This is a genomic window from Sphingomonas sp. GCM10030256 (genome assembly GCF_042666415.1).
Lineage (GTDB): Bacteria > Pseudomonadota > Alphaproteobacteria > Sphingomonadales > Sphingomonadaceae > Sphingomicrobium.
This window is the reverse complement of record NZ_JBHTDI010000001.1, coordinates 494,281-519,096: the sequence shown is the minus strand read 5'-3', so window position 1 is coordinate 519,096 and position 24,816 is coordinate 494,281. Positions and strand designations below refer to the sequence as shown.

23 protein-coding genes are annotated in these 24,816 nt (G+C 68.1%); 11 read left to right on the top strand and 12 right to left on the bottom strand.

What is annotated here, in order from left to right:
- Positions 1-159: 159 nt before the first annotated feature.
- Genes ACFQPG_RS02390 through hemC form a run of 3 tightly spaced genes read right to left on the bottom strand, consistent with a single transcriptional unit; the run spans position 160 to position 2,533 of the window.
- Positions 160-951 carry a hypothetical protein gene (locus ACFQPG_RS02390; RefSeq protein WP_380809975.1) on the bottom strand — a complete coding sequence of 264 codons (792 nt, stop codon included), beginning with the start codon at positions 949-951 and terminating at the stop codon, positions 160-162.
- Positions 948-1,616: a uroporphyrinogen-III synthase gene (locus tag ACFQPG_RS02385; protein WP_380809974.1), complete on the bottom strand. Its 669-nt coding sequence runs from the start codon at positions 1,614-1,616 to the stop codon at positions 948-950. The genes ACFQPG_RS02390 and ACFQPG_RS02385 overlap by 4 nt, the downstream gene beginning before the upstream one ends.
- A complete protein-coding gene (gene hemC, locus ACFQPG_RS02380; protein ID WP_380809972.1) occupies positions 1,613-2,533 on the bottom strand; it encodes a hydroxymethylbilane synthase in 921 nt (306 codons plus the stop codon). Before hemC ends, ACFQPG_RS02385 begins: the two co-directional genes overlap by 4 nt.
- Before the next feature lie 49 nt (positions 2,534-2,582).
- Here hemC and tsaD point away from each other — a divergent pair, with 49 nt between their 5' ends.
- Both tsaD and ACFQPG_RS02370 read left to right on the top strand, forming a co-directional pair.
- Positions 2,583-3,614, top strand: coding sequence for a tRNA (adenosine(37)-N6)-threonylcarbamoyltransferase complex transferase subunit TsaD (gene tsaD / locus ACFQPG_RS02375; protein WP_380809970.1), 1,032 nt, complete (start codon positions 2,583-2,585; stop codon positions 3,612-3,614).
- Complete coding sequence (locus ACFQPG_RS02370; protein ID WP_380809968.1) at positions 3,611-4,597, top strand: NAD(P)H-dependent glycerol-3-phosphate dehydrogenase; 987 nt, start codon at positions 3,611-3,613, stop codon at positions 4,595-4,597. Before tsaD ends, ACFQPG_RS02370 begins: the two co-directional genes overlap by 4 nt.
- Before the next feature lie 9 nt (positions 4,598-4,606).
- On the opposite strand, the gene ACFQPG_RS02365 is transcribed toward ACFQPG_RS02370, so the two are convergent.
- Positions 4,607-4,774, bottom strand: a complete 168-nt coding sequence (locus tag ACFQPG_RS02365; protein ID WP_380809966.1) for a DUF1674 domain-containing protein — start codon at positions 4,772-4,774, stop codon at positions 4,607-4,609.
- 17 nt (positions 4,775-4,791) lie between these two features.
- Here ACFQPG_RS02365 and ACFQPG_RS02360 point away from each other — a divergent pair, with 17 nt between their 5' ends.
- From ACFQPG_RS02360 to purH, 4 genes are read left to right on the top strand one after another with little or no spacing between them, the layout of a single operon-like run.
- Complete coding sequence (locus ACFQPG_RS02360) at positions 4,792-6,066, top strand: RsmB/NOP family class I SAM-dependent RNA methyltransferase (protein ID WP_380809964.1); 1,275 nt, start codon at positions 4,792-4,794, stop codon at positions 6,064-6,066.
- Positions 6,067-6,082: 16 nt separating this feature from the next.
- Complete coding sequence (gene rpe / locus ACFQPG_RS02355) at positions 6,083-6,745, top strand: ribulose-phosphate 3-epimerase (RefSeq protein WP_380809962.1); 663 nt, start codon at positions 6,083-6,085, stop codon at positions 6,743-6,745.
- The gene (locus ACFQPG_RS02350) at positions 6,742-8,391 is read left to right on the top strand and encodes a heparinase II/III family protein (protein WP_380809961.1); all 1,650 of its coding nucleotides are present in this window, start codon (positions 6,742-6,744) and stop codon (positions 8,389-8,391) included. Before rpe ends, ACFQPG_RS02350 begins: the two co-directional genes overlap by 4 nt.
- Positions 8,392-8,408: 17 nt before the next feature.
- The gene (purH, locus tag ACFQPG_RS02345) at positions 8,409-10,001 is read left to right on the top strand and encodes a bifunctional phosphoribosylaminoimidazolecarboxamide formyltransferase/IMP cyclohydrolase (protein WP_380809959.1); all 1,593 of its coding nucleotides are present in this window, start codon (positions 8,409-8,411) and stop codon (positions 9,999-10,001) included.
- Positions 10,002-10,015: 14 nt separating this feature from the next.
- Here purH and ACFQPG_RS02340 read toward each other — a convergent pair whose 3' ends face one another.
- The 6 genes from ACFQPG_RS02340 to ACFQPG_RS02315 all read right to left on the bottom strand — a co-directional run bounded on the left by ACFQPG_RS02340 (position 10,016) and on the right by ACFQPG_RS02315 (position 18,058).
- Complete coding sequence (locus ACFQPG_RS02340; protein ID WP_380809958.1) at positions 10,016-11,593, bottom strand: lipopolysaccharide biosynthesis protein; 1,578 nt, start codon at positions 11,591-11,593, stop codon at positions 10,016-10,018.
- Positions 11,590-14,379: a DNA polymerase I gene (polA, locus tag ACFQPG_RS02335; protein ID WP_380809956.1), complete on the bottom strand. Its 2,790-nt coding sequence runs from the start codon at positions 14,377-14,379 to the stop codon at positions 11,590-11,592. The genes ACFQPG_RS02340 and polA overlap by 4 nt, the downstream gene beginning before the upstream one ends.
- 79 nt (positions 14,380-14,458) lie before the next feature.
- The gene (locus ACFQPG_RS02330) at positions 14,459-14,947 is read right to left on the bottom strand and encodes a hypothetical protein (protein ID WP_380809955.1); all 489 of its coding nucleotides are present in this window, start codon (positions 14,945-14,947) and stop codon (positions 14,459-14,461) included.
- Between the two features lie 117 nt (positions 14,948-15,064).
- Positions 15,065-16,645, bottom strand: a complete 1,581-nt coding sequence (nadB, locus tag ACFQPG_RS02325) for an L-aspartate oxidase (protein WP_380809953.1) — start codon at positions 16,643-16,645, stop codon at positions 15,065-15,067.
- Entirely contained in the window at positions 16,642-17,139 is a 498-nt protein-coding gene (locus ACFQPG_RS02320; protein WP_380809951.1) for an AAA family ATPase, read from the bottom strand. Before ACFQPG_RS02320 ends, nadB begins: the two co-directional genes overlap by 4 nt.
- Positions 17,132-18,058, bottom strand: a complete 927-nt coding sequence (locus tag ACFQPG_RS02315; protein WP_380809949.1) for an ABC transporter ATP-binding protein — start codon at positions 18,056-18,058, stop codon at positions 17,132-17,134. The genes ACFQPG_RS02320 and ACFQPG_RS02315 overlap by 8 nt, the downstream gene beginning before the upstream one ends.
- A 184-nt stretch (positions 18,059-18,242) precedes the next feature.
- On the opposite strand from ACFQPG_RS02315, the gene ACFQPG_RS02310 reads away from it, so the two are divergent.
- The 4 genes from ACFQPG_RS02310 (at position 18,243) to tldD (ending at position 21,015) form a co-directional block, all read left to right on the top strand.
- Positions 18,243-18,689, top strand: coding sequence for a DUF4402 domain-containing protein (locus tag ACFQPG_RS02310; protein WP_380809947.1), 447 nt, complete (start codon positions 18,243-18,245; stop codon positions 18,687-18,689).
- 98 nt (positions 18,690-18,787) lie between these two features.
- Positions 18,788-19,327: a DUF4402 domain-containing protein gene (locus tag ACFQPG_RS02305; protein WP_380809945.1), complete on the top strand. Its 540-nt coding sequence runs from the start codon at positions 18,788-18,790 to the stop codon at positions 19,325-19,327.
- Between the two features lie 69 nt (positions 19,328-19,396).
- Positions 19,397-19,594, top strand: coding sequence for a zinc-finger domain-containing protein (locus ACFQPG_RS02300; RefSeq protein WP_380809943.1), 198 nt, complete (start codon positions 19,397-19,399; stop codon positions 19,592-19,594).
- Complete coding sequence (gene tldD, locus ACFQPG_RS02295; protein ID WP_380809941.1) at positions 19,591-21,015, top strand: metalloprotease TldD; 1,425 nt, start codon at positions 19,591-19,593, stop codon at positions 21,013-21,015. Before ACFQPG_RS02300 ends, tldD begins: the two co-directional genes overlap by 4 nt.
- Positions 21,016-21,100: 85 nt before the next feature.
- Here tldD and ACFQPG_RS02290 read toward each other — a convergent pair whose 3' ends face one another.
- Both ACFQPG_RS02290 and recQ read right to left on the bottom strand, forming a co-directional pair.
- The gene (locus ACFQPG_RS02290) at positions 21,101-21,508 is read right to left on the bottom strand and encodes a TIGR01244 family sulfur transferase (RefSeq protein ID WP_380809939.1); all 408 of its coding nucleotides are present in this window, start codon (positions 21,506-21,508) and stop codon (positions 21,101-21,103) included.
- Positions 21,492-23,267 carry a DNA helicase RecQ gene (recQ, locus tag ACFQPG_RS02285; RefSeq protein WP_380809937.1) on the bottom strand — a complete coding sequence of 592 codons (1,776 nt, stop codon included), beginning with the start codon at positions 23,265-23,267 and terminating at the stop codon, positions 21,492-21,494. The genes ACFQPG_RS02290 and recQ overlap by 17 nt, the downstream gene beginning before the upstream one ends.
- Positions 23,268-23,341: 74 nt before the next feature.
- Here recQ and ACFQPG_RS02280 point away from each other — a divergent pair, with 74 nt between their 5' ends.
- Positions 23,342-24,808, top strand: coding sequence for a helicase HerA domain-containing protein (locus ACFQPG_RS02280; protein WP_380809935.1), 1,467 nt, complete (start codon positions 23,342-23,344; stop codon positions 24,806-24,808).
- Positions 24,809-24,816 lie beyond the last annotated feature (8 nt).

Here is a 24,816-nt window from a genome sequence, read left to right as displayed (position 1 = left end):
GACGTCATGACCTCAACCCCCGGCAAGGCCCCTGAAACGAAGGCCTTGGTAACTTGCGTCCTGCACGAAACCTGTGTTCCGTGATCGAGGCGGTAGAATCGCAAAGGCCGGACTCGCTGTCCAGCCACTTCGTCGCGGGGGGCAGCTGTCCGATGCTGGTCAGTTCGCCCCGGCGAGCAGGGCGGCGCTCTCCACCTCGTCCAGCGAACGGTGCGCGGCGACATAGATCCGGGCGCGGCGGACCCACCCGCCGGCGCGGGCGATGCCGGGAAGCCGCATCGCTTCGGTAAGGGCAAGGTCGACCTGTCCGGCAGCCAGCCGCGCCTGCGCCCGGTCGTAGGTGGCATTTGGCCGCGGCGAGGGGCGGTCGGCGCGGCGGATCGACACGAGGGACCCAAGCTCGCGCCGCACCCCGTCCCACACCCCCTCGTTCGGAGCGCCGCCCTTGAGCACCGGCTCGAGCGCATCGAAATCCGCGGTCAGCTGGTCCAATGTGACCGGGTTGCGCGACGCGGTGACGACCGTGGCGACCGCACGCGGGTGAGTGGCGCTGAACCGCTCCACCAGCAAGGGTTCCAGGTAGCCCAGCGCCACGCCGCGATCGATCGCACGGCGGGCAGCGAAGGCAACCAGTAGCGCATCGGCTCGACCTGCGGATCCTTCCGCCCGCTGAGTTGCGCTTTCCACCCGCGCCAAGCGACCTTCGAGCGCGGCAAGGCGAACCGCGTCAGCCGACGGCAGGGCCGACGCTTGCGGCTGGACGGCAAGGCTCATCGCCGGAGCGGGTGGGGCAGCGAGAGCCCCCGGCTCAGCGACGCCCAAAAACCTCGCGGCGCCCGGCCAGCGGGCAAGAGCCCAGACCGTCGCCGCCGCGGCGGCCAGAAGAAGGAGTAAGGTCAGCAGCAGCATCGTGCCGAAGCTCAATCTGCGTCGTGATGGTGCGCTCGTCATTCCGGGACCGGACAGTTGCACAGCCGCTCGGCAAGGGAAAGCAGGGCTTCGTCGCGCGGCTCCGCGGCAATGGCCACCTCCCCCCAGCCTCGACCGCAGGCGGCCGCGGCTGTAGCGCTGATCGCAGCAATGCTTGTCGTCGCGCGTTCCCGCACAAGTTCAGCGAGACGCTGGCCTGCCCGTGGCGAATGGACCAGCGCTACGGCACCGGACAGCGCTCCCGGCGGGATGGCTCCTTCCACCGCCACCGCCCGGTAGACCACCACCGATGTGACAGCATGGCTGTCGAGGGCTGGCTCGTGACGCTCCTCGCCGCAAAGGTGCAGCAGGCGGATTGTTGGTTCCACTTCGCGGAGCAAAGCATCGACCCCGCCACGTCCGCTCGCCGCCACCCCGAACCCCGCCTGAAGCAACGCCGTTGCCGTCGCCGCTCCTACCGCATAGGCCGGCAAGCGGGTCAGGCGGGGCAGGTCCGCTCCCGCATGGCGCACCGCGTTGGCGCTGGTGACCAGCAGCGCATCGATCCGGGCCAGGTCAGGACATTGCCATTCTACCGGCACGATCCGGAACAATGGCAGGCTGACCGCATCCAGACCTCGCTTCCGCGCCCGGTCCATGGTCGCACTGGCACCCGGCTCCGGCCGCAGGATGACCAGCCGTCTCACCCGCCGAACAAGCTCCGAACCGCGGCCGGCGCGCGCTCCAGCAGTCCGGCTGCGAGCCGCTCGGGCGCCTGCTCGTCCGGCTCAAGATCGAACAGGAGTTCGCCCGCGACATGCTCCGCGCCGTCGCTGCTGAGCAGTTCGGCCCGCAGCCAGACGCGGCCGTCGCCGTGCTCCACTGCGAGCGCGGCCACCGGTGAGTGGCAGGAGCCACCGATGGCGCGTGCAAAGCGCCGCTCGGCGGTGACCGCATGATGGGTCGGCGTGTGGTTGATCGCCTGCAGTAATCCGCGGGTGCGCTCGTCGTCCGAGCGGCACTCGATCCCGATCGCGGCCTGGCCGGGCGCCGGCAGCATGGTTCCGATCTCGACCGGCGTACCGACTTCTATCCCGAGCCGGTCGAGCCCGGCTGCAGCCAGCAGGGTCGCGTCATATTCTCCGCCCTGCAGACGCGTCAGCCGGGTCGCGACGTTCCCGCGGATGCTCTCGACGCGCAGGTCTGGACGGAGCCGCAGCAGCTGGGCCGCCCGGCGAGGCGAGGAGGTACCGACCTTGGCGCCTTGGCCGAGCGCCTCGACCGATGGCGCTCCGATCAGCCGGTCGCGCACATCCGCCCGCGCGAGGGTCGCGACGATGCACAGGCTGTCCGGCCGCTCGCTTTCCACATCCTTCATCGAGTGAACGGAGAAATCGGTCTCTCCGGCGAGCAGGGCGAGGTCCAGCTCCTTGGTCCACAGCGCCTTGCCGCCCACTTCGGCCAGCGGGCGGTCCTGGATCCGATCGCCGCTGGTTTTCACCGGGCGTAGCACGACGCTGCCCTCGGGCCAGCCGTGCGCCACCTCCAGCGCGCCAGCCGTCATCCGCGCCTGAGCCATCGCCAGCGGCGAACCCCGGGTTCCAAGAACAAGAGGGCGATCCATTGTCGCCCCCTAGTGCATCGGAGGCGCTTCGGGCAAAGGGCGCGCAGCAATGACCCTCATCCTCGGCCTTGAATCCTCCTGCGACGACAGTGCGGCGGCGCTGGTGACGAGCGACCGCCAGATCCTGGCGCAGGTGGTGGTCGGCCAGAACAAGGCGCATCAGCCATTCGGCGGCGTCGTGCCGGAAATCGCCGCCCGGGCCCATGTCGAGGTGCTGCCAGGCCTCGTGCGGCAGGTGCTGAACGACGCCGGCGTCGAGGTAGCGCAGGTGGATGCGATCGCCGCCACCGCTGGACCGGGGTTGATCGGCGGAGTGATGGTTGGCCTGCTGACCGGCAAGGGGCTGGCGCTGGCGGCGGGCAAGCCGCTGGTTGCGGTCAACCACCTCGAAGGCCATGCGCTGTCACCGCGGCTGGTCGATCCGGCGCTTGGCTTTCCTTATCTGCTGCTGCTCGCCAGCGGGGGGCATTGCCAGCTGCTGGAGGTCTGCGGGGTCGGTGATTACCGCCGGTTGGCGACCACCATCGACGATGCCGCGGGCGAGGCGTTCGACAAGGCCGCCAAGCTGCTCGGCTTGCCCTATCCGGGCGGGCCGGCAATCGAGGTGCTGGCGGAGGAGGGCGACGCTGATGCGGTTCCGCTGCCCCGGCCGTTGTTCGGCAGCCCGGAGCCGCATTTCTCCTTCGCCGGGCTGAAGAGCGCGGTGCAGCGCGCTGTAGTCGCCGGAACGCACCGGCCCGCCGACATCGCCGCCAGCTTCCAGCAGGCGGTGATCGACTGCCTGGTCGACCGCACCGCCCGGGCGCTGGCGACAAGCAACGCTCCGGCGCTGGTCGTCGCCGGCGGAGTGGCGGCCAACGGCGCAATCCGTGCCGCACTTGCGAGTCTGGCGGAGCGGCACGGGCGAAGCTTTGCCGTCCCGCCCAGCTGGTTGTGCACCGATAATGCAGCAATGATCGCCTGGGCGGGGGCGGAGCGGCTTGCGGTGGGGGCGGTGGACGGCCTCGAATCGCCGGCGCGGGCCCGCTGGCCGCTCGATCCGGCGGCGGAGACGGTGCGCGGGGCAGGGGTGAAGGCATGATTGAGCGCATAGGGGTGATCGGCGGCGGCGCGTGGGGCACGGCGCTGGCCCAGGTCGCGGCCGCGGGCGGGCGCGACACCCTGCTGTGGGCGCTCGAGCCGGACGTGGTGGCGAGCATCAATCAGCGGCAGGAGAATGCCCTGTTCCTGCCGGGGCAGACGCTTTCTCCCGCGATCCGCGCCACGGAGGACCTGGCCGACCTGGCCGGCTGTCACGCCTGGCTGGTGGTCACTCCGGCGCAGCACATGCGCGCGGTGCTGTCGGCCGCGCCGTCGTTCGCGGGGCCGCTGATCCTCTGTTCCAAGGGCATCGAGGAGCGCAGCGGCGACCTGCTCCACCACGTTGCGCGGTCGAGCTGCCCGGCGTCGGACGTCATGGTTCTGTCCGGTCCGACCTTCGCCCATGAGGTTGCCGCCGGGCTGCCCACCGCGGTGACACTCGCCAACGGTGACGGCGGCAAGGGGGAGGCGGTGCGCGACCGCCTCGGGCAGCCGTCGTTCCGCATCTACCTGTCCGACGACGTTGCCGGCGCGGAAGTCGGCGGCGCGGTGAAGAACGTGCTGGCGATCGCCTGCGGGGTCGTCGAAGGCAAACGGCTGGGCCAGAACGCCCGCTCGGCACTGATTGCCCGCGGCTTCGCCGAGATGACACGATTCGGCCTAGCCTGCGGCGCCCGGCGCGAGACCTTGGCCGGCTTGTCAGGCCTCGGCGACCTGGTGCTCACCTGCTCATCCACCAGCTCGCGCAACTTCTCGCTGGGCAAGGGGATCGGCGAAGGTCGCGCCGCCGCGGATCTCATGGCGGACCGGCGCACCGTCGCGGAAGGCGCGTTCACCGCGCCGGTGCTTCGGCGGCTTGCCGAGCAGCGCGGCATCGACATGCCGATCGTCGCCGCGGTGGACGATCTGCTCGCCGGCCGGGCACAGGTGGATGAGGTGCTGGAAAGCCTCCTCAGCCGGCCGCCGCGCCCGGAGAGCCACTAGGTGAGCCGCTCAAAAATCCCAGGCGATGCCGCCTTGCTCCCAGTCGCCATAACGGGTCGGCTCCAGCCGAGGCTTGTCGCCGGACGGCGGCGGGGTCGGCGCGATTGCCTTCGGCTCCGGCACTGGAGGCGACGGGCTGAGGGTGGCTGGCGGATCGAGGTGCTTGGGCCGCTTCATGCATGGCGAGATGGGCGATGAAAGCTCCGCTGCCAAGGGTTGAAGGACTTCCCACCCGGCAAGCGGCGCTGGCGATGCTGGACGCGGTGCTGCGGCGTGGGCAGACGCTCGACAATGCGGCGCAATTGGGCGCGAAGCTCACGCCGGCGGACAAGGCGCTCGCCCTGGCGATTGTCGGCGAGACCTTGCGGCGTTTGCCAGACCTCGACGAGTTGATCGACGGTGCCACACGGCAGCCTTTGCCGGACGATGCCAAGGCGCGGATGGTGCTGCGGCTCGCGCTTGCGCAGAAGATTGCGCTCCAGGTGCCCGACCATGCCCTGGTCGCGACCGCGCTGCCCTTGGTGGACGGCGGCCCACGGCGGCTGGTCCATGGGGTGCTGGGCACCTTGCTTCGCCGCCCGCTCCCGCAGACCGGTGGAGCGAGGCTCCCGGAACAGGTCGAAGCCCGCTGGAGTGCCGCCTGGGGCGACGCCGAGGTCGCCGCGGCCCGGCGCGCCATTGTCCGCCGGCCGCCACTCGACCTCAGCTTCGCCGACGACGACGAAGCTTCAGCTTTTGCCGCAACGAACGGCGGAATGCAGCTGGCGCGTGGGCACGTGCGCCTGACCGGCGGCGCCGGAGTAACGGACTTGCCGGGCTTCGGCGCGGGACGATGGTGGGTGCAGGACCTCGCCTCTTCGCTTCCGGCCAGGCTGATGCCGGCTGAGCCTCGCCGTGTCCTTGACCTGTGCGCTGCGCCAGGCGGCAAGACGATGCAATTGGTTGCGGCCGGTCACCAGGTCACCGCCGTCGACCGGTCTGAAAGTCGTCTGGCGCGACTTGCCGCGAACCTGGCCCGAACGAAGCTTTCTGCCACGACCGTCACCGCCGATGCGCTGGAATGGCAGGGCGAAGCCTTGTTCGACGCCGTGCTGCTCGACGCCCCCTGCTCGGCAACCGGGACCTTCCGCCGCCACCCCGAGGTGCTCTACCGCGCCCGGCCCGCGATCATTGCCGAAAGCGCCGCGCTGCAGTGGCGGCTGCTCGATCATGCCGCGACGCAAGTCGTGCCCGGCGGCACCCTCGTTTACGCGGTATGCTCGCTCGAACCCGACGAAGGAGAGAGGGCGGTGGAGGCCTTTCTCCAGCGCACGCCGGCCTTTCAAACAGCTCCGGTCGCAAGTTCCGAAGTGCCGGTGGGGACAGCCCCGACCGAAAAGGGCTGGCTGCGAATCCTTCCATCGATGCTGGAGGAGGTTGGCGGGCTCGACGGCTTCTTTGTCGCGCGCCTTGTCCGATCGGCACCTTAGCGGCTAATCCCAGCCGGTGCCCGTACCCCTGATCGCCCCCTCCATCCTGTCTGCCGATTTCGCTCGGCTGGGCGAGGAGGTCCGCGCCATCGATGCGGCCGGGGCCGACTGGATCCACATCGACGTGATGGACGGGCATTTCGTGCCCAACCTCACCATCGGCCCGGCGGTGGTGAAGGCGCTCCGTCCTCACAGCGGCAAGCCGTTCGACATCCATCTGATGATCGCCCCCGTCGACCCGTTTCTCGAAGCGTTCGCTGAAGCGGGCGCGGACATCATCACCGTCCATCCCGAAGCCGGCCCGCATCTCCACCGCACCGTGCAGCGGATCAAGGCGCTGGGAAAGAAGGCGGGCGTTTCGCTCAACCCGGCTACGCCCGCCAAGGCGCTCGACTATGTCCTGGAAGAGGTCGACCTCGTCCTGGTGATGAGCGTCAACCCGGGGTTTGGCGGCCAGACGTTCATCGCCAGTCAATTGCGCAAGATCGAAGCGATCGCCAGGCGCGTCGCGAAGGAAGGGCTCGAGGTCACGATCGAGGTGGATGGCGGGATCGATCCGGTCACCGCCCGGCAGGCCGCCGATGCGGGGGCGAGCGCCCTCGTCGCCGGGACCGCGGCGTTCCGCGGCGGGCCCGATCGCTACGCGGCCAACATCGCGGCCCTGCGAGGAGCCGCGTGAGCGAGGCCGCGGCCACCAACGCCGTGGTCGAGAAGCTGGGCCGCGCACCGTTGTTGTCGCGCTGGCTCGGCAATGCGAAGCAGCCGCTGCGGTTGACCGCTGTTCCGCGCGATCATGTCGTGGGCGACCGGATTCGCGGCGATGCGATGCTCGCCGGCAAGTTCATCCGCGGCAGCGCCATGCTCGCGCTACCAGAGCTCGATCTGGCGGCGCTTGGCACCGACGATCCGCTCACCGCGGAGCTGCAGGGCTTCTCCTGGTTGCGAGACCTCGCCGCAGCGGCCACCCGGGACAAGGGCTCGCAGGTGGCCGAAGGCATCGCCGCGCGCTGGCTCGTCGCACACGGCAGCAAGGTCGATGCCGCCTGGGCCCCCGAGCTATGGGGCGAGCGGCTGCTCTTCTGGACGGCCTATGCACCCTACCTCCTCTCCAGCCGCGACCCCAACTACCGTTCGGCGATGCTCAACACTATGGCACGGGGAGCTCGCCACGTCGCGACCACCGGCGATAAGACCCCGCCCGGCCTGCCGCGGATCACGGCCTGGGCCGGAGTCACGGCCGCCAGCCTGCTTCTCCAAGGGGGAGCGACCAAGGTTGCGCGGGCGGAAAGCGGACTCGCCCGGGCGCTGGCCACTTCCCAAAGCGAAGACGGCGGGCTGCTCAGTCGTTCGCCGGCGGAGCAATTGCTGTTGGTGGATCGTCTCGGCCTGCTCCGCGCCGCCTACCAGGCGGCCAAGCAGACCCCGCCCGACGCGCTGGAGAATGCCGCCGCCGCGGCGTTCGCGGCGCTTCATGGCGTCACCATGGGCGACGGCGCAATGTCCAGCTGGCAAGGCGGAAACCCCGGCAGCTCGCGGCGGCTTGCGGCGGTGTTCGAAGGCTGCGGCTTGCGTGCCCGTCCACTGCGCCAAGCGCGGGCATGGGGCTACCACCGCCTGTCCGCTCTCGGCACGATCATTGTCATGGACGCCGCTCCGCCGCCGCCAGCCAGGATGGCCCGCAACGGCTCCGCCTCGACGCTGGCGGTGGAGATCAGCGATGGCGCGCAGCGGCTGGTGGTCAATTGCGGCGGGCCGGGACGAATTCCCTCGATCATCCCGTCGGAACTGATCCAGGCGCTCCGCACTACCGCGGCCCACAGCACGCTGACGCTCGGCGATTCGAATTCCACCGCCATCCTTCCCGACGGATCGCTCGGCAAAGGGGTGGAAGATGTCGCCGTGGATCGCAGCGAGGATGACGACGTCAGCCGCATCGAGGCGACTCACGAAGGCTATGCTCGCGCCTTCGGCCTCGCGCACAGCCGCGCCCTGTCGCTCGGCAACGACGGCAAGGAAATTCGCGGACTCGACCGACTGATGCCGCGCGGGCGCAAGAAGATCCGCGAAGCCGCGCCGTTCGCAGTCCGCTTCCACCTCGACCCGGCGGTGGAAGCGGTGCGGACCGCCGACGGCATGGGCGCCATCCTCCGCTCGGCCGGCGCTCCGCCGTGGAACTTCCGGTGCCGCGGCGCCCAGCTGTCGATCGAGGAGAGCGTGTTCGTCGATGGCGACGCACGCCTTCGTGCCACCACCCAGCTTGCCATCGTCGGCGAAGTCTCGGCATTGGGTGCCGAGATCGGGTGGCAGTTTCGCCGCTCCAGCTGACGAGAACCGGAGAGATCATGACCGACCTGACCCCCGTGCGCCGCGCGCTCCTGTCGCTGTCCGACAAGACCGGGATCGAAGCGCTGGCGGAGGGTCTGGTCCGGCATGGCGTGGAACTGGTCTCCACCGGCGGCACCGCCGCGCGCCTGCGGGAGCTTGGTCACCCGGTGCGCGACGTGGCCGAGCTGACCGGCTTTCCCGAGATGATGGACGGCCGGGTGAAGACCCTTCACCCCAAAGTGCATGGCGGCCTGCTCGGGGTGCGCGACAATCTCGAGCATCAGGCGGCGATGGACGCGCATGGCATCGCGCCGATCGACCTCGTCGTGGTCAATCTGTACCCGTTCCAGCAGACGGTCGCCCGCGGTGCGGAGCGGGACGAGATCGTCGAGAACATCGATATCGGCGGTCCTTCGATGGTCCGCTCGGCCGCCAAGAATCACGCCCATGTGGCGATCCTCACCGACCCTGCGGATTACCCAGCCTTGCTCGGCCAGCTTGACCAGCATGGCGGCATGACGTCGCTAGACCTTCGCCGACGCCTTGCGGCCAAGGCTTATGCGCTGACCGCCGCCTATGATGCGGCGATTGCCAGTTGGTTCGCCTTTGCCGATCAGCAGCAGATCTTTCCCGACACCCTCCCCCTGGCGCTCACCCGCGGCAGCTCGCTCCGCTACGGGGAAAATCCGCATCAGGCCGCCGCGCTCTATCTTCCGCAGAGCCGCGGCGCTGCGGGCCTGGCCGGCGCGCGCCAGGTGCAGGGCAAGGAGCTGAGCTACAACAATCTCAACGACGCCGACGCGGCGCTGGAACTGGTCAGCGAATTCCGCGGGCACCGCCCGGCATGCGTCATCGTCAAGCACGCCAATCCTTGCGGAGTGGCGAACGGCTCCACCCTCGCGGACGCATACCGCCAAGCATTCGAATGCGATTCGGTGTCGGCGTTCGGCGGCATCGTCGCGGTGAACTCGCCGATGGACGGAGACACCGCCCGGGCAATCGTGGAGATCTTCACCGAAGTGGTGATCGCGCCGGGTGCCGACGACGAGGCACTGGCGGTGTTCGCGGCCAAGAAGAACCTGCGCCTGCTGCTGACCGGCGAGCTGCCTGATCCTGCCCGGAGCGGCCTGATGATGAAGACGATTGCGGGCGGCGTGCTGGTTCAGGCCCGCGACAATGGGGTGATTCGCGATTCCGAGCTTCGGGTGGTGACCCGCCGTCAGCCGACACCACAGGAAGTCGCCGACTGCCGCTTCGCCTGGACCGTCGCCAAGCATGTGAAGTCCAACGCCATCGTCTACGCCAAGGATTGCGTCACTGCAGGGATTGGCGCGGGTCAGATGAACCGCCGCGACTCGGCGCGGATCGCCGCAGCCAAGGCCCGCGAAGCCGCCGAAACCTTCGGCTGGCCGGAGCCGCGGACGGTCGGCTCCGCTGTAGCCTCCGACGCCTTTTTTCCTTTCGCCGACGGCTTGCTGGCTGCCGTCGAGGCTGGAGCGACGGCGGTGATCCAGCCCGGCGGCTCTATCCGCGACGACGAGGTGATCGCGGCGGCCGACGAGGCCGGCATTGCCATGCTGTTCACCGGAATGCGGCACTTCCGGCATTGAGACGCGCCGCGCGCCTAGTGCGGTGCGCCCGGACTGGTTCCCGGCACCGGTAGTTCGGCGTTCAGTTCGGCAATGTCGGCCTTGCGCATCCGGAATAGCTCCCGATCTTCCGGCCCGAAGCCGCGGGTCCATATCACGAAGCCGAAGGCCGCCAGGATGGCCGGGATGCCGACCAACAGCTCCAGCCACTCGGGCAGCCACACGCACAGCTGGCCGACTACGCCGGCGACCAGCGCAGCCCACACCAACGGCCAGCGCCAGCCGCTGACCCGCGCGCCGAGCAGGTGTCGCAGCAGCCTCGCCTTTGTCACCGCCGCAAACGCCAGCGCCAGAACAAGCGCAATGGCCGGTGCAGTTGCCTGCCACATCTCGGGCCAGCCCAGCCGGCGCATCAGCAGGATAAGTCCGAGCGTCAGCGCGGCCTGCAGCCCGATCATCAGCAGCGACAGAACCATGTTGCGGTGGCGCGCGGTGTAAATCAGCGCCGCTTCGCTGGTTGTGGCGGTTGCGGCCACCACTTCGGCACCGAGCAGGAAGGCGAGCGCCGCCGTCCCGGCGACGAATTCCGGCCCGACCAACCCCATCACTGCTTCCCCTGGGATGCCGAGCGCGAGCGCGACGGCAGCTTGGGCGGCGATCACCCAGAAGCCGACCTGCCGGACCTGCTTTGCCACCGCCGCCCGGTCTCCCCGTTCGACGTTGCGGCTGATCACCGGACCAAGGATCGGGTCGAAGCTGGTCTTCAGCTTGGACGGCAGCGAAGCGACGTTCTGCGCGACATAATAGATGCCGACGATGGCCGGCGAGGCGAACAGCCCGAGGATCGCGATGTCCACGCGGCGGCTGCCCCACTCGACGGCGTCGGCCGCGGCGACCGGCAGGTTGCGCCGCGCCATGCGCCACAGGCTCGCCGGATCGGGGCTCCAGCCCCTAGGCAGGCCGTAGCTCTTGAGGAACGGAATGGCGGAGGCGATCAACGCACCGACCATCGACAACGCATAGGCGAGGATAAGGCCGTCGCGCTTCGACACATAGGCGAGCACGAAGGCAGCGATGCTGATTGTCCACGGCTCCACCACCGCGCGGGCCCGAACCGTGGCTCCGACGTCGTGACGGTAAGCCAGTGCCGCCAGCATGATATCCGATCCAGCCACCGCGATGACCGCCACCGGCAGCAGCCATTCGAGACCGTGGATCTCGCTGTTGGGGAACATCGCCTGGGGAAAGACGAACAGCAGGGCCATGCAGACCGCCGATCCAAGCGCCGCCACCAGCAAGCCGTCGAACACCACGCAGACATGGTCTTTGTCGGTCCGGGCGAGCTGCTGCGCCAGCCCCCGCTTCAGGCCGAGCGTGGCGAGCTGCGCCGCGAATTCGACGATCAGCACCGCGTAGGCGAAGCGGCCGAGCGCTTCCGGCCCGTACATCCGGCCGGCGATGAACAGGAAAGGAAGGCGCGCCGCCAGGCGGAGGACGAAGCCGAAGAAGTTGATCCGCCCGCCGCGAGCAAGCGCGGCAAGGTCGGCGGACGGAGCCTCTTGTCCTTCCGCGGTGTGGCTCGGTAATCCCTGATGGTGGGCCGGTTCGTTCAATGCGCGGCGCCCCAGTGCGCTCCCCAACCGACCTCGACATCCAGCGGCACGGTGAGCTTGACTGCCGGTTCGGCTGCCTCCGCCATGACTTGCCGGACGACCTCCGCCGCCGCTTCCTCGCGCCCTTCGGGCACTTCGAACACCAATTCGTCATGCACCTGCAGCAGCATGCGTACGTCGACCAGGCCGGCTCCGGCCAAGGCCTCGTCCATGCGCGCCATCGCCCGCTTGATGATGTCCGCGCTGGTGCCCTGGATCGGAGCGTTCACCGCCGCCCGCTCGGCTCCGGCGCGGTGGCTTGGGTTGGAAGCGCGGATGTTGGGAAAGTGGGTCTTGCGGCCGAACAGGGTCTGACTGAAGCCGTGTTCGCGGACGAAGGCCAGCGTCTCGTCGATGTAGCCGCGAATGCCCGGGAACCGCTCGAAATAGCGGTCGATGATCGCCTTGCCCTCCTCCCGAGGGATGCCGAGCCGCCCGGCCAGTCCCCACGACGAGATGCCGTAGAGGATGGCGAAGTTGACGGTCTTGGCCTTGTTGCGGGTGTCGCGATCGACCGTTCCGAACAGCTCCTCCGCGGTCATGCTGTGAATGTCCTCGCGCGCCGCGAAAGCCTCCTTGAGCTGCGGAACGTCGGCCATGTGGGCGGCGAGGCGCAGCTCGATCTGCGAATAATCGGCGCTCATCAGCAGGTGGCCCGGCTCGGCCACGAACGCGTCACGAATCTTGCGGCCGAGTTCGGTGCGGATCGGAATGTTCTGCAGGTTTGGGTCGGTCGAGGACAGCCGCCCGGTCTGCGCCATGGCAAGACCGTAGCTGGTATGGACCCGGCCGGTCTCCGGGTTGATCTGCGCCTGCAGCGCGTCGGTGTAGGTCGTCTTGAGCTTGGTCAGCTGGCGCCAGTCGAGCACCAACCGGGCACACTCCACACCCTCGCCGGCAAGCCGCTCCAGCTCGTTGACGTCGGTCGAGTAGGCTCCGCTCTTGCCCTTGCGCCCGCCCTTGAGGCCAAGCCGCTCGTACAGCACCTGGCCGAGCTGCTGCGGCGAGCCGATCGTGAAGGGTCCGCATGCCGCCTCGTAGACGCGTTGCTCCAGGCTCGCGATCTCGGTCGAAAAATCGGACGACAGTTGCGCCAGATAGTCGCGGTCGACCTTTACCCCGCGCTGCTCCATCCGCCCGATCACCGGCACCAGCGGCTTGTCGACCAGCTCATAGACTCGCGTCGCGCCTTCTGTGGCGACTCGCGGCTTCAGCCGCTGCCACAGCCGCAGGACGATATCGGCATCCTCGGCCGCGTACTCGGTCGCTTGCGGTAGCGGCACCTTGTCAAAGGTGATCTGGTTCTTGCCCGTGCCGACCAGCGACTTGAACGGCAGGCACTCATGCTCGAAGTTCGACCGGGCCAGCTCATCCAGGCCGTGCCCGCCCAGCCCGGCCCCGGCATCCAGGTCGAAGCTGATCAGCATCGTGTCGTCCAGCGGCGCCATGTCGATGCCGTGCCGGGCGAGCAACACCCAGTCGTATTTCAGATTGTGCCCGACCTTCAGCACCGCGGGATTTTCCAGCAGCGGCTTCAGGCGATCGATCACCTGCTGCAGCCGCAACTGCTGCGGCGCTTCCGAGAACATGTCGCCGCCGCTGTGCCCGACCGGGATGTAACAGGCACGTCCCGGCGCCGTGGCCAGACTGATTCCGGCAAGCTTGGCGACGATGCAATCGATGCAATCGGTTTCGGTATCGATCGCCACCAGGCCCTGCGCCTCGGCTTCGGTAATCCACCGGTCGAGCGCCTCGGGCGATGTCACCGTCTCGTACGCAGAGCGATCAACAGTAATCGGCTCGGCTGGATCCGGGCCGATCTTGCGCGGCTCGGCTATCGGCAGAGGCTGGGCGGCGGTCGCCGGCTTGGCCGAACCCGCGCCGACCATCCGGTTCATCAGCGTCTTGAAGCCCTGGTCCTCCAGGAACTCACGCAGCGGCTGCTTGGGAATGCCCGTCAGCGCCAGCGCTTCCAGTGGTTCGGGCAGCGGATGCTCGCACACCAGCCGCACGAGCTCCCGGCTTAGCCGCGCGGCGTCGGCATGATCGATCAGCGACTGCTTGAGTTTGGGCTTCTTGATTTCGTCGACGCCGGCCAGCACCGCCTCGAGGCTGCCGAACTGCTGGATCAGTTGGGTGGCGGTCTTGGGTCCGATGCCGGGAACGCCCGGGACATTGTCGACGCTGTCGCCCATCAGCGCCAGCACATCGCCGACCAGCTCCGGGCCGACGCCGAACTTCTCGACTACCTGCTCGGTGCCAATCCGCCGGTCGTTCATCGTGTCGAGCATGTCGACGTCTTCGTCGACCAGCTGCATCAGGTCCTTGTCGGAGCTGACGATGGTGACCTTCCAGCCCTGCCTCTTCGCGACGGTGACGTAGCAGGCGATGATGTCGTCCGCTTCCAGCCCCTGCTCCTCGATGCACGGGATGGAAAAGGCCCGGGTCGCGACCCGGATGAGCGGCATTTGCGGCTTGAGGTCTTCCGGCGCGGGAGGCCGGTTGGCCTTGTACTGATCGTACATGGCGTTGCGGTGGGTGGACTCCGACTTGTCGAGGATCACCGCCATGTGGGTCGGCCCGTCGGCCTTGTTCAGCCCGTCGGCCAGCTTCCACAGCATCGCGGTGTAGCCATACACCGCGCCTGCCGGCTGCCCATGCCGGTTGGTGAGCGGCGGCAACCGATGGTAGGCGCGGAAGATGTAGCTCGACCCATCGACGAGATAGAGGTGGTTCTGTTCGGCCATGAACGCGCGGGTTTAGCAGGGAAGACGGCGGAGGGAAGCCGCTCCGCCCCGCCGTTCGCGCCTGCCGTCCCTGCAGGCCTTACTTCATGCGGTCATACACAAGCGTGTCGTCGGTGGGTCCGCCTTTCGCGGTCAGGATGCTGCGACGGATCGTGATCTGCTTGCCATCGGCGGAAAGGGTCGCCGTCGCTCGGGCCGAAGCCTTCCCATTCAGCCTGGCTTGCGACTTCACCTCCCGCTTGCCGACCGAGGTCAAGGAAATCTGGTCCGCATTGGGGTTGCCGATCATCCGATACCATTTGCCGTCCAGGCCGGCAGAATAGCTCCACTTGATCGTTTTGCCCGCCGCGTCGACCATGGTGCTTCTCATCGTCAGCCGGTTGCCGCTGACCGTATAGGTCCGAGTCTCGCTTTTGGTGGCGCTGTCGGGTGAGCTGAATTTGGACTTCGCCGAGTTCAGGTCCCACGTGCCCGCCCAAGCTTTCGACGGCGCCTTAGCGCTGACGGGCTGCGGAACCGCGACCGCTATTGCCGCTAAGAACAATGCCAATTTGTGGGGTGCGTTCATGGCCTTCCTCCTTCAGGACGACAGGCCTCCGCCGCGACTCGGGGCGGTGACGACGCCCTGTGCTCCCAATCGAAGGGTCGTGCAATTGGCCCGATGGGCGATCCGCCGCGCGGAATGCTACGGAACCAGCACCGTGTCCCGCGCCTCCGCCAGCATCTGCGAATGGTCGAGCGTATAATGCAGCCCGCGGCTTTCATGCCGGGCCAGGGCCGAACGGATGATGAGGTCGGCGACCTCCACCAGGTTGCGAAGCTCGATCAGGTCGGGGGTGACCCGGAAGTTGCGATAGTAGTCCGACACCTCCTGGCGCAGCATGTCGATCCGCCGCTTGGCCCGTTCCAGCCGCTTGGTGGTCCGGACGATTCCGACGAAGTTCCACATGAACCGGCGGATCTCGCCCCAGATCTGCTGGATGACGACCTCTTCGTCGCTGTTGCTGACCCGGCTTTCGTCCCATTCGCGGATCGCCGGCCAGACCGGCAGGTCGTCCCAGTAGCTCAGGATGTGGCGCGCCGCCGCCTCGCCGAACACCAGGCATTCCAGCAGGCTGTTCGAGGCCAGGCGATTGGCTCCGTGGAGCCCGCTTTCCGTCACCTCGCCGGCGGCATACAGACCAGGCGCGTCGGTCCGCCCGTCGAGGTCTACCGCGACCCCGCCACAGGTATAATGCTGCGCCGGAACCACCGGGATCGGTTCGCGGGTGATGTCGATGCCGAGGCTGAGCAATTTCTCGTAGATGTTGGGGAAGTGCCCCTTCACGAACTCCGGGTCGCGGTGGCTGATGTCGAGGTGGACATAGTCGAGCCCCAGCCGCTTGATCTCATGGTCGATCGCCCTCGCCACAACGTCGCGCGGAGCCAGCTCGGCGCGGCCGTCGAAGCGGGGCATGAACCGTTCGCCCGTGCTTGGAAGCTTGAGGTGCCCGCCCTCGCCGCGCACCGCCTCGGTGATCAGGAAGTTCTTAACCTGCAAGTTGTAGAGGCAGGTCGGGTGGAACTGCATCATTTCCATGTTCGACACCCGGCACCCAGCCCGCCAGGCCATCGCGATCCCATCGCCGGTCGCCCCGCGCGGTGCGGTCGAATAAAGATAGGCGCGCCCGGCACCGCCGGTCGCCAGGATCGTCGCCCGCGCGGTAAGCGTCTCCACCCGCCCAGCCGCCCGGCTGAAGGCATACAGGCCGTGCACCGCGCCGGAGGTCGAGAAGCGCTCGGCATGGCGGCCGGTGATCAGGTCGATCGCGACCATGTCCGGCAGCAAAGTGATGTTGGGGTTGGCGACCGCTGCTTTCTCCAGCGCCAGCTGCACCGCCCAGCCGGTGGCGTCGGCGACATGGACGATGCGGCGGTGGCTGTGGCCGCCCTCGCGCGTCAGGTGAAGCGCGCCATTCTCCTGCGCGAACGGCACCCCCAGCTCGATCAGCCGCGCGATGGCAGACGGCGCGGCGCCGACGACATGCTCGACCACCGCCCGGTCGTTGAGACCGGCGCCGGCAACCATCGTGTCCTCGACATGCGCCTCGAAGCTGTCGCCTTTTTCGAGCACCGCCGCGATGCCGCCCTGCGCCCAATTGGTCGCGCCCTCGCCCAGCGCACCCTTGGCGATCACCGCTACCTTGCGTGTCCCGGCCAGGTTGAGCGCGGCCGTCAGCCCGGCGGCGCCCGAACCGACGACGAGGACGTCAAAGGCGGCGCTCAAGAGAAGACGTGTCCGTTGGTCGCCTGCAGTTCGCCCTCGTCCGGCGCCTGCCACTGTCCTTCCATGAACTCGAACATGGCCTTGTCGACGTCCATCCGATAGGTGTCGCCGCGCTCGACATTGCGAGCAAGAACCCTCTGCCAGCGGGTCTCCGCGGGAACGTTGAGGTAGTGGAGCACGGGCTGGGCGCCAATGGTGCGCGCGAAGTCTGCGAAGGCGAGCCGGTGAGCGGCCCGCGTGAAGCCCAGATCGAGCACGGACCCGAGGCCGCGCTCGGCAAGGGCGGCTACCTGCTCGCGGATCTGCATCTCACAGCGCCCGATCCGCTCCATCGTCCACTCAAATTCGATCGGCTGAGGGCTGTCCATCCAGAAGAGGGTCGTCATCCACTCGTCGATCGAAAAGCGAATTGCGCGCATCTTGCTAGCGAGGCCCCTCGCATAAGTGGTCTTGCCCGAGCCTGTTCCTCCAGCGATCAGATGGACTTCAACCATTCTGCCGCACCAGGCTCAGGAACACGTCCTCGAGGTCCGGATCGCGGGTCGACACGTCCACGATCCCCAGTCCGTCCCGCTGCAGCGCGGCAAGCACGTCCCCTGCATTCACCCGATCCTTGCGGTAGGTGATGGACAACGTCCGCTCACCCGTGATCTCGATCTTGTCGAAGCAGGGCGCGTCCGGGGCGGCGAGAAGGTCGCGGTCGACGGTCACCACGACCGCTTTCTCCTGCGCGCGGCCGACCAGCTCGCGGGTCGGCTCGTTGGCCACCACCCGCCCATGGTTGATGATCGCGATCCGGTCACACAGCTGCTCGGCTTCCTCGAGGTAGTGGGTGGTGAGCACCACTGTCACGCCTTCGCGGTTGAGCTCCTTGACGTAGCTCCACAGCTGCTGGCGAAGCTCGATGTCCACCCCCGCAGTCGGCTCGTCGAGCACTAAAATCGGCGGGGAATGGACCATCGCCTTGGCGACCAGCAGCCGCCGCTTCATCCCGCCCGACAGGGTGCGGGCGTAGGCATTCGCCTTGTCCGTCAGGTGCATGGCGGCCAGCAGCGCGTCGGTTTGCCGCCGTGCGGCCGGCACTCCGTACAGTCCGGCCTGGATTTCCAGCGCCTCGCGGGGGGTGAAGAACGGGTCGAACAGGATCTCCTGGGGAACGATGCCGATCGACAGCTTGGCGTTGCGTGGGTGTTCGTCGATGTCGAACCCCCAGATTGTCGCCTTGCCCTCGGTCTTCACGACGAGCCCGGCAAGGATGTTGATCAGGGTCGACTTCCCCGCGCCATTGGGGCCGAGCAGGCCGAAGATCTGGCCCCGGGGAACGTCGAAACTGACCCCGTCGAGCGCCCGCTTGCCGCCCGTATAGGTCTTGCCGAGGCCTTCGATCCGGATCGCTGCGTCGCTGTTCGCCATGCGATTCGCATAGCGGCGGCTCCCCGGCTGCGGAAGGGCGGCCAGGTAAACGCGGCATTTACCTTACCTGCTAAGGTGGATTTACCATTAACCTTCTAATTCGGCAGGCCTGATGCGACCGCCCTTCCGATCTTCCCCTGCCTGGGCGCTGCCATTGCTGGCGGCCGCTGCGCCGGCCCCCGCCGTGCCTCTAGCACCCGACCCGCGGCCAAAGGCACAGACGGCGCTGATCCACCCGCTGACGGTGGTGAAGAGGAACGACCTCGACTTCGGCTATCTGGGCGTGGCGGGAGCCGGCACGGCGGTGATCAACCCCAACACCCGCGCCCTGTCAGTCACTGGAGCAGTCACACCGCTCGGCGGCAATCCGATCCCGGCGACCTTCATCGGCGCGTCGAAGAGCGCGGTAGTCGTCAACATCAAGATTCCGAACCAGCCGATCACGCTCACCCGCGTCGGCGGAACCGAGACCATGACGGTTGGCAACTGGACGCTGCAAGGACAGGATAAGCGCACGCTCGCCCGGATGGAAAGCTTCGAATTCAGTATCGGAGCGACCCTCAACGTGAAGGCCAACCAGATGGAAGGGCTCTACACCGGGAGCTTCGACGTGACGATCCAATATCCCTGACGATCGCGGTTAACGGCGGCCCAACCAAGACTGTTGAAAGCCTGTTGAGGCGCCCTCGGCATTGTGGATTTCGCACTTAACGTGTGGGGAACCAAACAATGCGCTTGAACATCACTCGCGCGGCGCTCGCCGCATCCGTTGCCTTCGCCACTCCGGCGACTGCACAGACCGTTATCAAAGATACTGAATTGGCCGAAGCGCGCGGAACCGTGCTGCTGCCGCTTTCGCTTACCAAGAATCGCGACTTGGACTTCGGCACGGTTCTTGCCAGCGGGACTGCCGGGACAGTCACCGTGGATGCTAACAATGGCACTCGCAGCGTCGGAGGCGCCGGCGGCGTAAGCCTGGTCGCGCTGAATCCCGGTGGACGCGCCGTGTTCACGGCGGTCGGCACCGCGAACCAGTCTGTCGACCTGACCCTGACCCCGCCGACCGGCAACGTTCTGAACGGGCCGAGCGGCGCCCAGATCGCTGTAAGCGCCCTCGGACTGGACGGCCTTGGCGGAATGACCGCCACGCGCAACCTTGGAACCGGCGGCACTCTCCTGATCGGGGTCGGCGGGACCTTCGACATCGCCGCTAACCAGGCCAACGGCCTGTATACGGCACAATTTTCACTGACCGCCGAATACAAGTAAGGCTCGCCGCTCGTTCGATAAGACCCCACTCTTATTGAAGCGGCGGGGGGCGGTTGCTACGTGCGTGCCATGCAGCAACCGCCTCCTGAAACCGTCCGGGTCAAGTCGAACAGCGTATCATGTGACGGAGGCGGGGCGATCGACCCTGCCTTCGGCCATCCTAAAGTCTATCTCCGCATCGACGAAAAGGGCTTCGTCGAATGCGGCTATTGCGACCGCCGCTTCGTCCTGATCGGCGGACCCGCCGATGACGGGCAGGCCGCGTGACCGTCCACGATCCGCGCCGCTTCCTGTATCGGGAGGCGCTGGATCCCGATGAGGCGAGGCGCCTCGCCGCCCGTCACCTCGGCGGCTGCGACGATGGCGAACTCTATCTCCAATACCGCACCTCCGAGGCGTTCGGCTTCGACGATGGCCGGCTGAAGACCGCCGACTACCACACCGGCGCGGGCTTCGGCTTGCGCGGAGTGTCGGGCGAGACCACCGCCTTCGCCCATGCCAACGAGATCAGCGCCGCGGCGATCGACCGTGCCGCCGCCACCCTGCAACTGCTCGACCCCGCCAGGGGCGCTCCGGCCGGGCCGCCGCCGCGCACCAACCAGGCGATGTACGGCAGCGACGACCCGCTCAGCGCCATTCCCTTCGCAGACAAGGTTGCGCTGTGCCAGCGGATCGACGCCGCCGCCCGCGCCCGCGACCCGCGCGTGGCGCAGGTCAGCGTCGGCCTCCAAGGTAGCTGGAGCGTAGTCGAGATCGTCCGTGCCGACGGCTTCGTCGCGACCGATATCCGGCCGCTGGTCCGGCTCAACGTCAGCATCGTCGCCAAGCAAGGCGACCGCCGCGAGGTCGGCTTTCACGGCCTCGGCGGGCGCTATCTTTACAACCGGCTATTCGACCCTGCGGAGTGGAACCGGGCGATCGATATCGCTTTAGCGCAGGCGCTGACCAACCTGGAAGCGGTCGATGCTCCGGCCGGCGAGATGACGGTTGTGCTCGGCCCCGGCTGGCCGGGCGTGCTGCTGCACGAAGCCGTCGGCCATGGCCTGGAGGGCGACTTCAACCGCAAGGGCACCTCGGCCTTCTCAGGCCGCATCGGCGAACGAGTCGCCTCGCCCGGGGTCACCGTGATCGACGAGGGTGCGATTGGCGAGCGGCGCGGCTCTCTGACTGTCGACGACGAGGGCACCCCCACCGGCCGCACCGTGCTGATCGAGGACGGCATCCTCAAGGGCTATCTCCAGGACCGGCTCAACGCCCGGCTGATGGGTGTCGAGCCGACCGGCAATGGCCGCCGCGAGAGCTTCGCCCATGCGCCGATGCCGCGGATGACCAACACCTTCATGCTGGGCGGCCAGGACGATCCCGCCGAACTGCTTTCCCGGGTGCCCAGGGGCATCTACGCCAAGAGCTTCGGCGGCGGGCAGGTCGACATCACCAGCGGCAAGTTCGTGTTCTCCTGCACCGAAGCCTATCTAATCGAGAACGGCCGCTTGGGCGCGCCGATCAAGGGCGCGACCCTGATCGGCGACGGGCCAAGCGTGCTGACCCGGGTCAAGGGGGTCGGCAACGACCTGGAACTCGACGAAGGCGTCGGCATCTGCGGCAAGGGCGGCCAGTCGGTCCCTGCCGGGGTGGGTCAGCCGACGCTGCTGATCGAAGGACTGACAGTTGGGGGAACCGCGGCTTAGCGTCGTCCCGGCGCAGGCTGGGACCTCAGCAGGCAAGGGTACCCTGTCAAACTCCTGAGATCCCGGCTTTCGCCGGGATGACGGATCACAACAAATGGCTGACCGGCGCCAGGCTGAAGCCCGCACCCTCTGCACAGCGCTCCAGTTCCTCCCGCGGCACGCCGTCTTCCGCCCGCGCCACCGCCCACGCCAGGGTGGAGCGATTGCCGGACCGGCAGAACGCCAGCAGCTTGCCGTCGCCCGCCGAGTGCATCGCGTCGCGCATGGCCTCGACGTCCGCCGGGCCCATGCCGCGAACGATCGGGACGTGCCGATAATCGAGCCCGGCTGAGCGCGCGGCCTGTTCCAGATCGGCGCTGAGCGGCTGGCCGGCATCCTCGCCGTCGGGCCGGTTGTTGACGATCATCGTGACGCCCAGGCGGCGCGCTTCCTCCAGCTGGTCTGGGCCGATCTGGCCGGACACCAGGGTCTTGTCGTCAAGCTGCCGGAACATCGCTCGTCTCCTGTGCCCGGCGAAGTGCTCCGAGCATCGCCTCACCATAACGCGCAAGCTTCGCCTCGCCCACGCCCTGAACCCGGGAAAGTTCGCTCAGGCTCCGCGGCCGCCGGGCGGCAATCTCCCGCAGGGTGCTGTCGTGGAACACCACGTAGGGCGGCACCCCCGCCTCGGCGGCAAGCGTCCGCCGAGCATTCCGCAGCGCCTCGAACAGCGGATCGGCCGGACCGTCGTCCGCCCGCCGGCGCTTGCGCCGTACCGGGGGCACCGCGATCAGCACCGTCTCCTTGCCCTTGAGGACCGGCTTGGCGCCCGGCCCGAAGCTCAGCCCGCCATAATCGTCCGCCCGCAAGGCGTCCCGCGCCACCAGAGCCCGGGCGACCGGCTTGACCAGCTTGAGCTCGTCCTCGGTGCAGATGCCGAACACCGACAGCCGATGATGGCCAAAGCTGTGCACTTTGTCCGTCTCTTTGCCGGCGAGCACGTCGGCCAGGTGTCCCACCCCGAACCGCATCTCGGTCCGGAACGCCGCCGATAAGACCTTGCGCGCCACTTCCGTCACATCGATCGTCGCCGGCGGGTCGAGGCAATTGTCGCAATTGCCGCAGCTTTCCGGTGGCTCCTCCCCGAAGTGGCGCAGCAGCACCGCCCGGCGGCAGCCCGGCGTCTCGATCAGCGCGGCGAGCGCATTCAACTTGTCCAGCTCCTGCGCACGGCGCTCGGGCGGCGTCTCCTCATTGATCCGCTGGCGGGCGAGGGTGAAGTCCTTGGCCGCCCAGAACAGCCACGCTTCCGCCGGCTCCCCGTCACGTCCCGCACGGCCGGTCTCCTGGTAATAGGCCTCGATCGACTTCGGGATCGCGGAATGGGCGACGGTGCGCACGTCCGGCTTGTCGATGCCCATGCCGAAGGCGATGGTCGCGGCGATCACCATCTCCTCCGAACGGACAAACGCCGCCTGGTTGCGCGCCCGGACACCTGCATCCAGCCCGGCATGGTAGGCCAGCGCCGGCCGGCCACCCCCTGCAAGCTCCCCGGCAATGATCTCCGTCTTCGCCCGGCTCGGCGCATAGACGATCGCCGGGCCCGGCCGATCGCTGAGCAACTGCCGCAACTGCTTGCCGGTCTGCTCGCGCGGGCGGACGACGTAACGGATGTTCGACCGGTCAAACCCGGCGACGATCAGTCCGTCCTCAGGGATGTCGAGATGCTGGAGGATGTCGGCGCGGGTCCGCCGGTCGGCGGTGGCGGTCAGGGCCAGCCGCGGGACCTCGGCATGGTCGTCCAGCAAGCGCCGCAGCAGGCGGTAGTCGGGGCGAAAGTCGTGCCCCCATTCGGACACGCAATGAGCCTCGTCGATCGCGATCAGAGAGAGGTTCACTCGGTCGACCAGCCGGCGGAAGCCGTCCCCCGTCGCCCGCTCCGGCGCGACGTAGAGCAGGTCGAGCTCCCCCGAGAGGAAGCGCCCGACCACCGCCTCCCGATCGTCGGCCGAAGTCAACGAAGCCGCTTTGATCCCCAGCGCATCGGCCGCGCGGATCTGGTCGTGCATCAGCGCGATCAGCGGCGAGATCACCAGCGCCGTCCCTTCCCGCGCCAATGCCGGCAGCTGATAGCACAGCGACTTTCCCGCGCCGGTAGGCATCACTGCCAGCGTGCGCTGCCCCGCGAGCACCCGGTCGACCACCGACTCCTGCACACCGCGAAAGTGATCGAAGCCGAAAACGGATTTGAGCAGGTGGTGCGGGTCGGTCACAGCGGCCCTCTTCGTGGCTGCGAGCTCCCCGCGCAAGCTTGCTCATGCCGGGCGGTACGGCCAAACGAGAGGCAATGACCGTAAGCGTGGACATGGGTCTCGGCCCCGCGGGCGAGACCGTGACGATCGACCTCGAGGAACTGCTCGCGACGCGCCTTCTGGTGCAAGGCAATTCGGGCTCGGGTAAGTCGCACCTGCTCCGGCGGCTGCTGGAAAAGAGCGCCGGTCAGGTCCAGCAGGTGGTGATCGATCCCGAAGGCGACTTCGTTACCCTGTCGGAGCGTTATGGCCATGTCGCGGTCGAAGCGGCCGAGCTGCATGAAAAGGACATCGCCCGACTGGCAGGCCGAATCCGCGAGCATCGCGCGTCGGTGGTGCTGAGCCTTGAGGGGCTGGAGGCGGAAGGGCAGATGCGCTGCGCCGCCGCCTTCCTGTCCGGCCTGTTCGATGCTCCGCGGGACCATTGGTATCCGGCGCTTGTGGTGGTCGACGAGGCTCAGCTGTTCGCGCCATCGGGCGGCGGCGAAGTGGCGGAGGAGGTCCGCCGCGCCAGCCTTTCGGCGATGACCAACCTCATGTGCCGCGGCCGCAAGCGCGGCCTCGCTGGGGTGATCGCCACCCAGCGCCTCGCCAAGCTGGCCAAGAATGTCGCTGCGGAAGCCTCCAACTTCCTGATGGGCCGGACCTTCCTCGACATCGACATGGCCCGTGCTGCCGATCTGCTCGGCATGGAGCGGCGCCAGGCCGAAGCGATCCGCGACCTGCCGCGCGGCACCTTCCTCGCCCTCGGCCCGGCGATCTCGCGGCGGCCGCTGTCGGTTGCGATCGGCGCTGTGGAGACGCAGGCCCGCTCGATGAGCCCCAAGCTGGTCCCGCTGCCGCAAGCACCGGCAGAGGGCGAGATGCAGGGCCTGTTGTTTGCACCCAAGGAGGAGGAGCGGTCCACATCCCCGCTCGTCCCGAGCGAAGTCGAGGGACGCAAAGAACCCTCCCGTCCGCCGTCAGAGACCCTTCTCGAAAGACTGGCCGCCTCGGTCGCACCTCAGGTCCGAACTCAATCCGACAAAACCGCCGAAGAAACTTCCGCGATCGTCGCCGACACCCTGCGCGTCCTCACCGCCGACCCCGACAGCGCCGGCCGCTCCGCCCCCGTCCTCTACCAGGACTTCACCATCCGCTGCCGCATGGCCGGCCTCAGCCGACCGCCCTTCGACCTCCCCGCCTTCACCCGCCGCCTGTCCATGGCCCGCGCCGGCCTGTTCGACGAAGACGAAAGCTGGGCCCCCGCGCTGGAGGCCGCGAACGACCTCCCCGACGACATGCTCGGCCCGTTCCTGTTGCTGGCCCGAGCCGCGCGCGAGGCCCAGCCCTGTCCCAGCGACGAGGAAATTGCTGCCAGCTACGGCACCGCCAGCCTCGGCCGAGCCCGCCGCCTGCTGACCTACATCGAAAGCCGAGAGCTCATCGTCACGCGCGTGGACCTGAGCGGCAAGCGGAGCATCGCCATCCCCCGGCTGGGATGGACGACAGCGGCGGCGTGACGGGTGTC

Coding starts and splice junctions, on each gene's coding strand:
- ACFQPG_RS02390 (WP_380809975.1), bottom strand. CDS start 951: ATGACGAGCGCACCATCACGACGCAGATTGAGCTTCGGCACGATGCTG.
- hemC (WP_380809972.1), bottom strand. CDS start 2,533: ATGGATCGCCCTCTTGTTCTTGGAACCCGGGGTTCGCCGCTGGCGATG.
- tsaD (WP_380809970.1), top strand. CDS start 2,583: ATGACCCTCATCCTCGGCCTTGAATCCTCCTGCGACGACAGTGCGGCG.
- ACFQPG_RS02370 (WP_380809968.1), top strand. CDS start 3,611: ATGATTGAGCGCATAGGGGTGATCGGCGGCGGCGCGTGGGGCACGGCG.
- ACFQPG_RS02365 (WP_380809966.1), bottom strand. CDS start 4,774: ATGAAGCGGCCCAAGCACCTCGATCCGCCAGCCACCCTCAGCCCGTCG.
- ACFQPG_RS02360 (WP_380809964.1), top strand. CDS start 4,792: ATGAAAGCTCCGCTGCCAAGGGTTGAAGGACTTCCCACCCGGCAAGCG.
- purH (WP_380809959.1), top strand. CDS start 8,409: ATGACCGACCTGACCCCCGTGCGCCGCGCGCTCCTGTCGCTGTCCGAC.
- polA (WP_380809956.1), bottom strand. CDS start 14,379: ATGGCCGAACAGAACCACCTCTATCTCGTCGATGGGTCGAGCTACATC.
- ACFQPG_RS02330 (WP_380809955.1), bottom strand. CDS start 14,947: ATGAACGCACCCCACAAATTGGCATTGTTCTTAGCGGCAATAGCGGTC.
- ACFQPG_RS02320 (WP_380809951.1), bottom strand. CDS start 17,139: ATGGTTGAAGTCCATCTGATCGCTGGAGGAACAGGCTCGGGCAAGACC.
- ACFQPG_RS02315 (WP_380809949.1), bottom strand. CDS start 18,058: ATGGCGAACAGCGACGCAGCGATCCGGATCGAAGGCCTCGGCAAGACC.
- ACFQPG_RS02305 (WP_380809945.1), top strand. CDS start 18,788: ATGCGCTTGAACATCACTCGCGCGGCGCTCGCCGCATCCGTTGCCTTC.
- ACFQPG_RS02300 (WP_380809943.1), top strand. CDS start 19,397: ATGCAGCAACCGCCTCCTGAAACCGTCCGGGTCAAGTCGAACAGCGTA.
- ACFQPG_RS02290 (WP_380809939.1), bottom strand. CDS start 21,508: ATGTTCCGGCAGCTTGACGACAAGACCCTGGTGTCCGGCCAGATCGGC.
- ACFQPG_RS02280 (WP_380809935.1), top strand. CDS start 23,342: ATGACCGTAAGCGTGGACATGGGTCTCGGCCCCGCGGGCGAGACCGTG.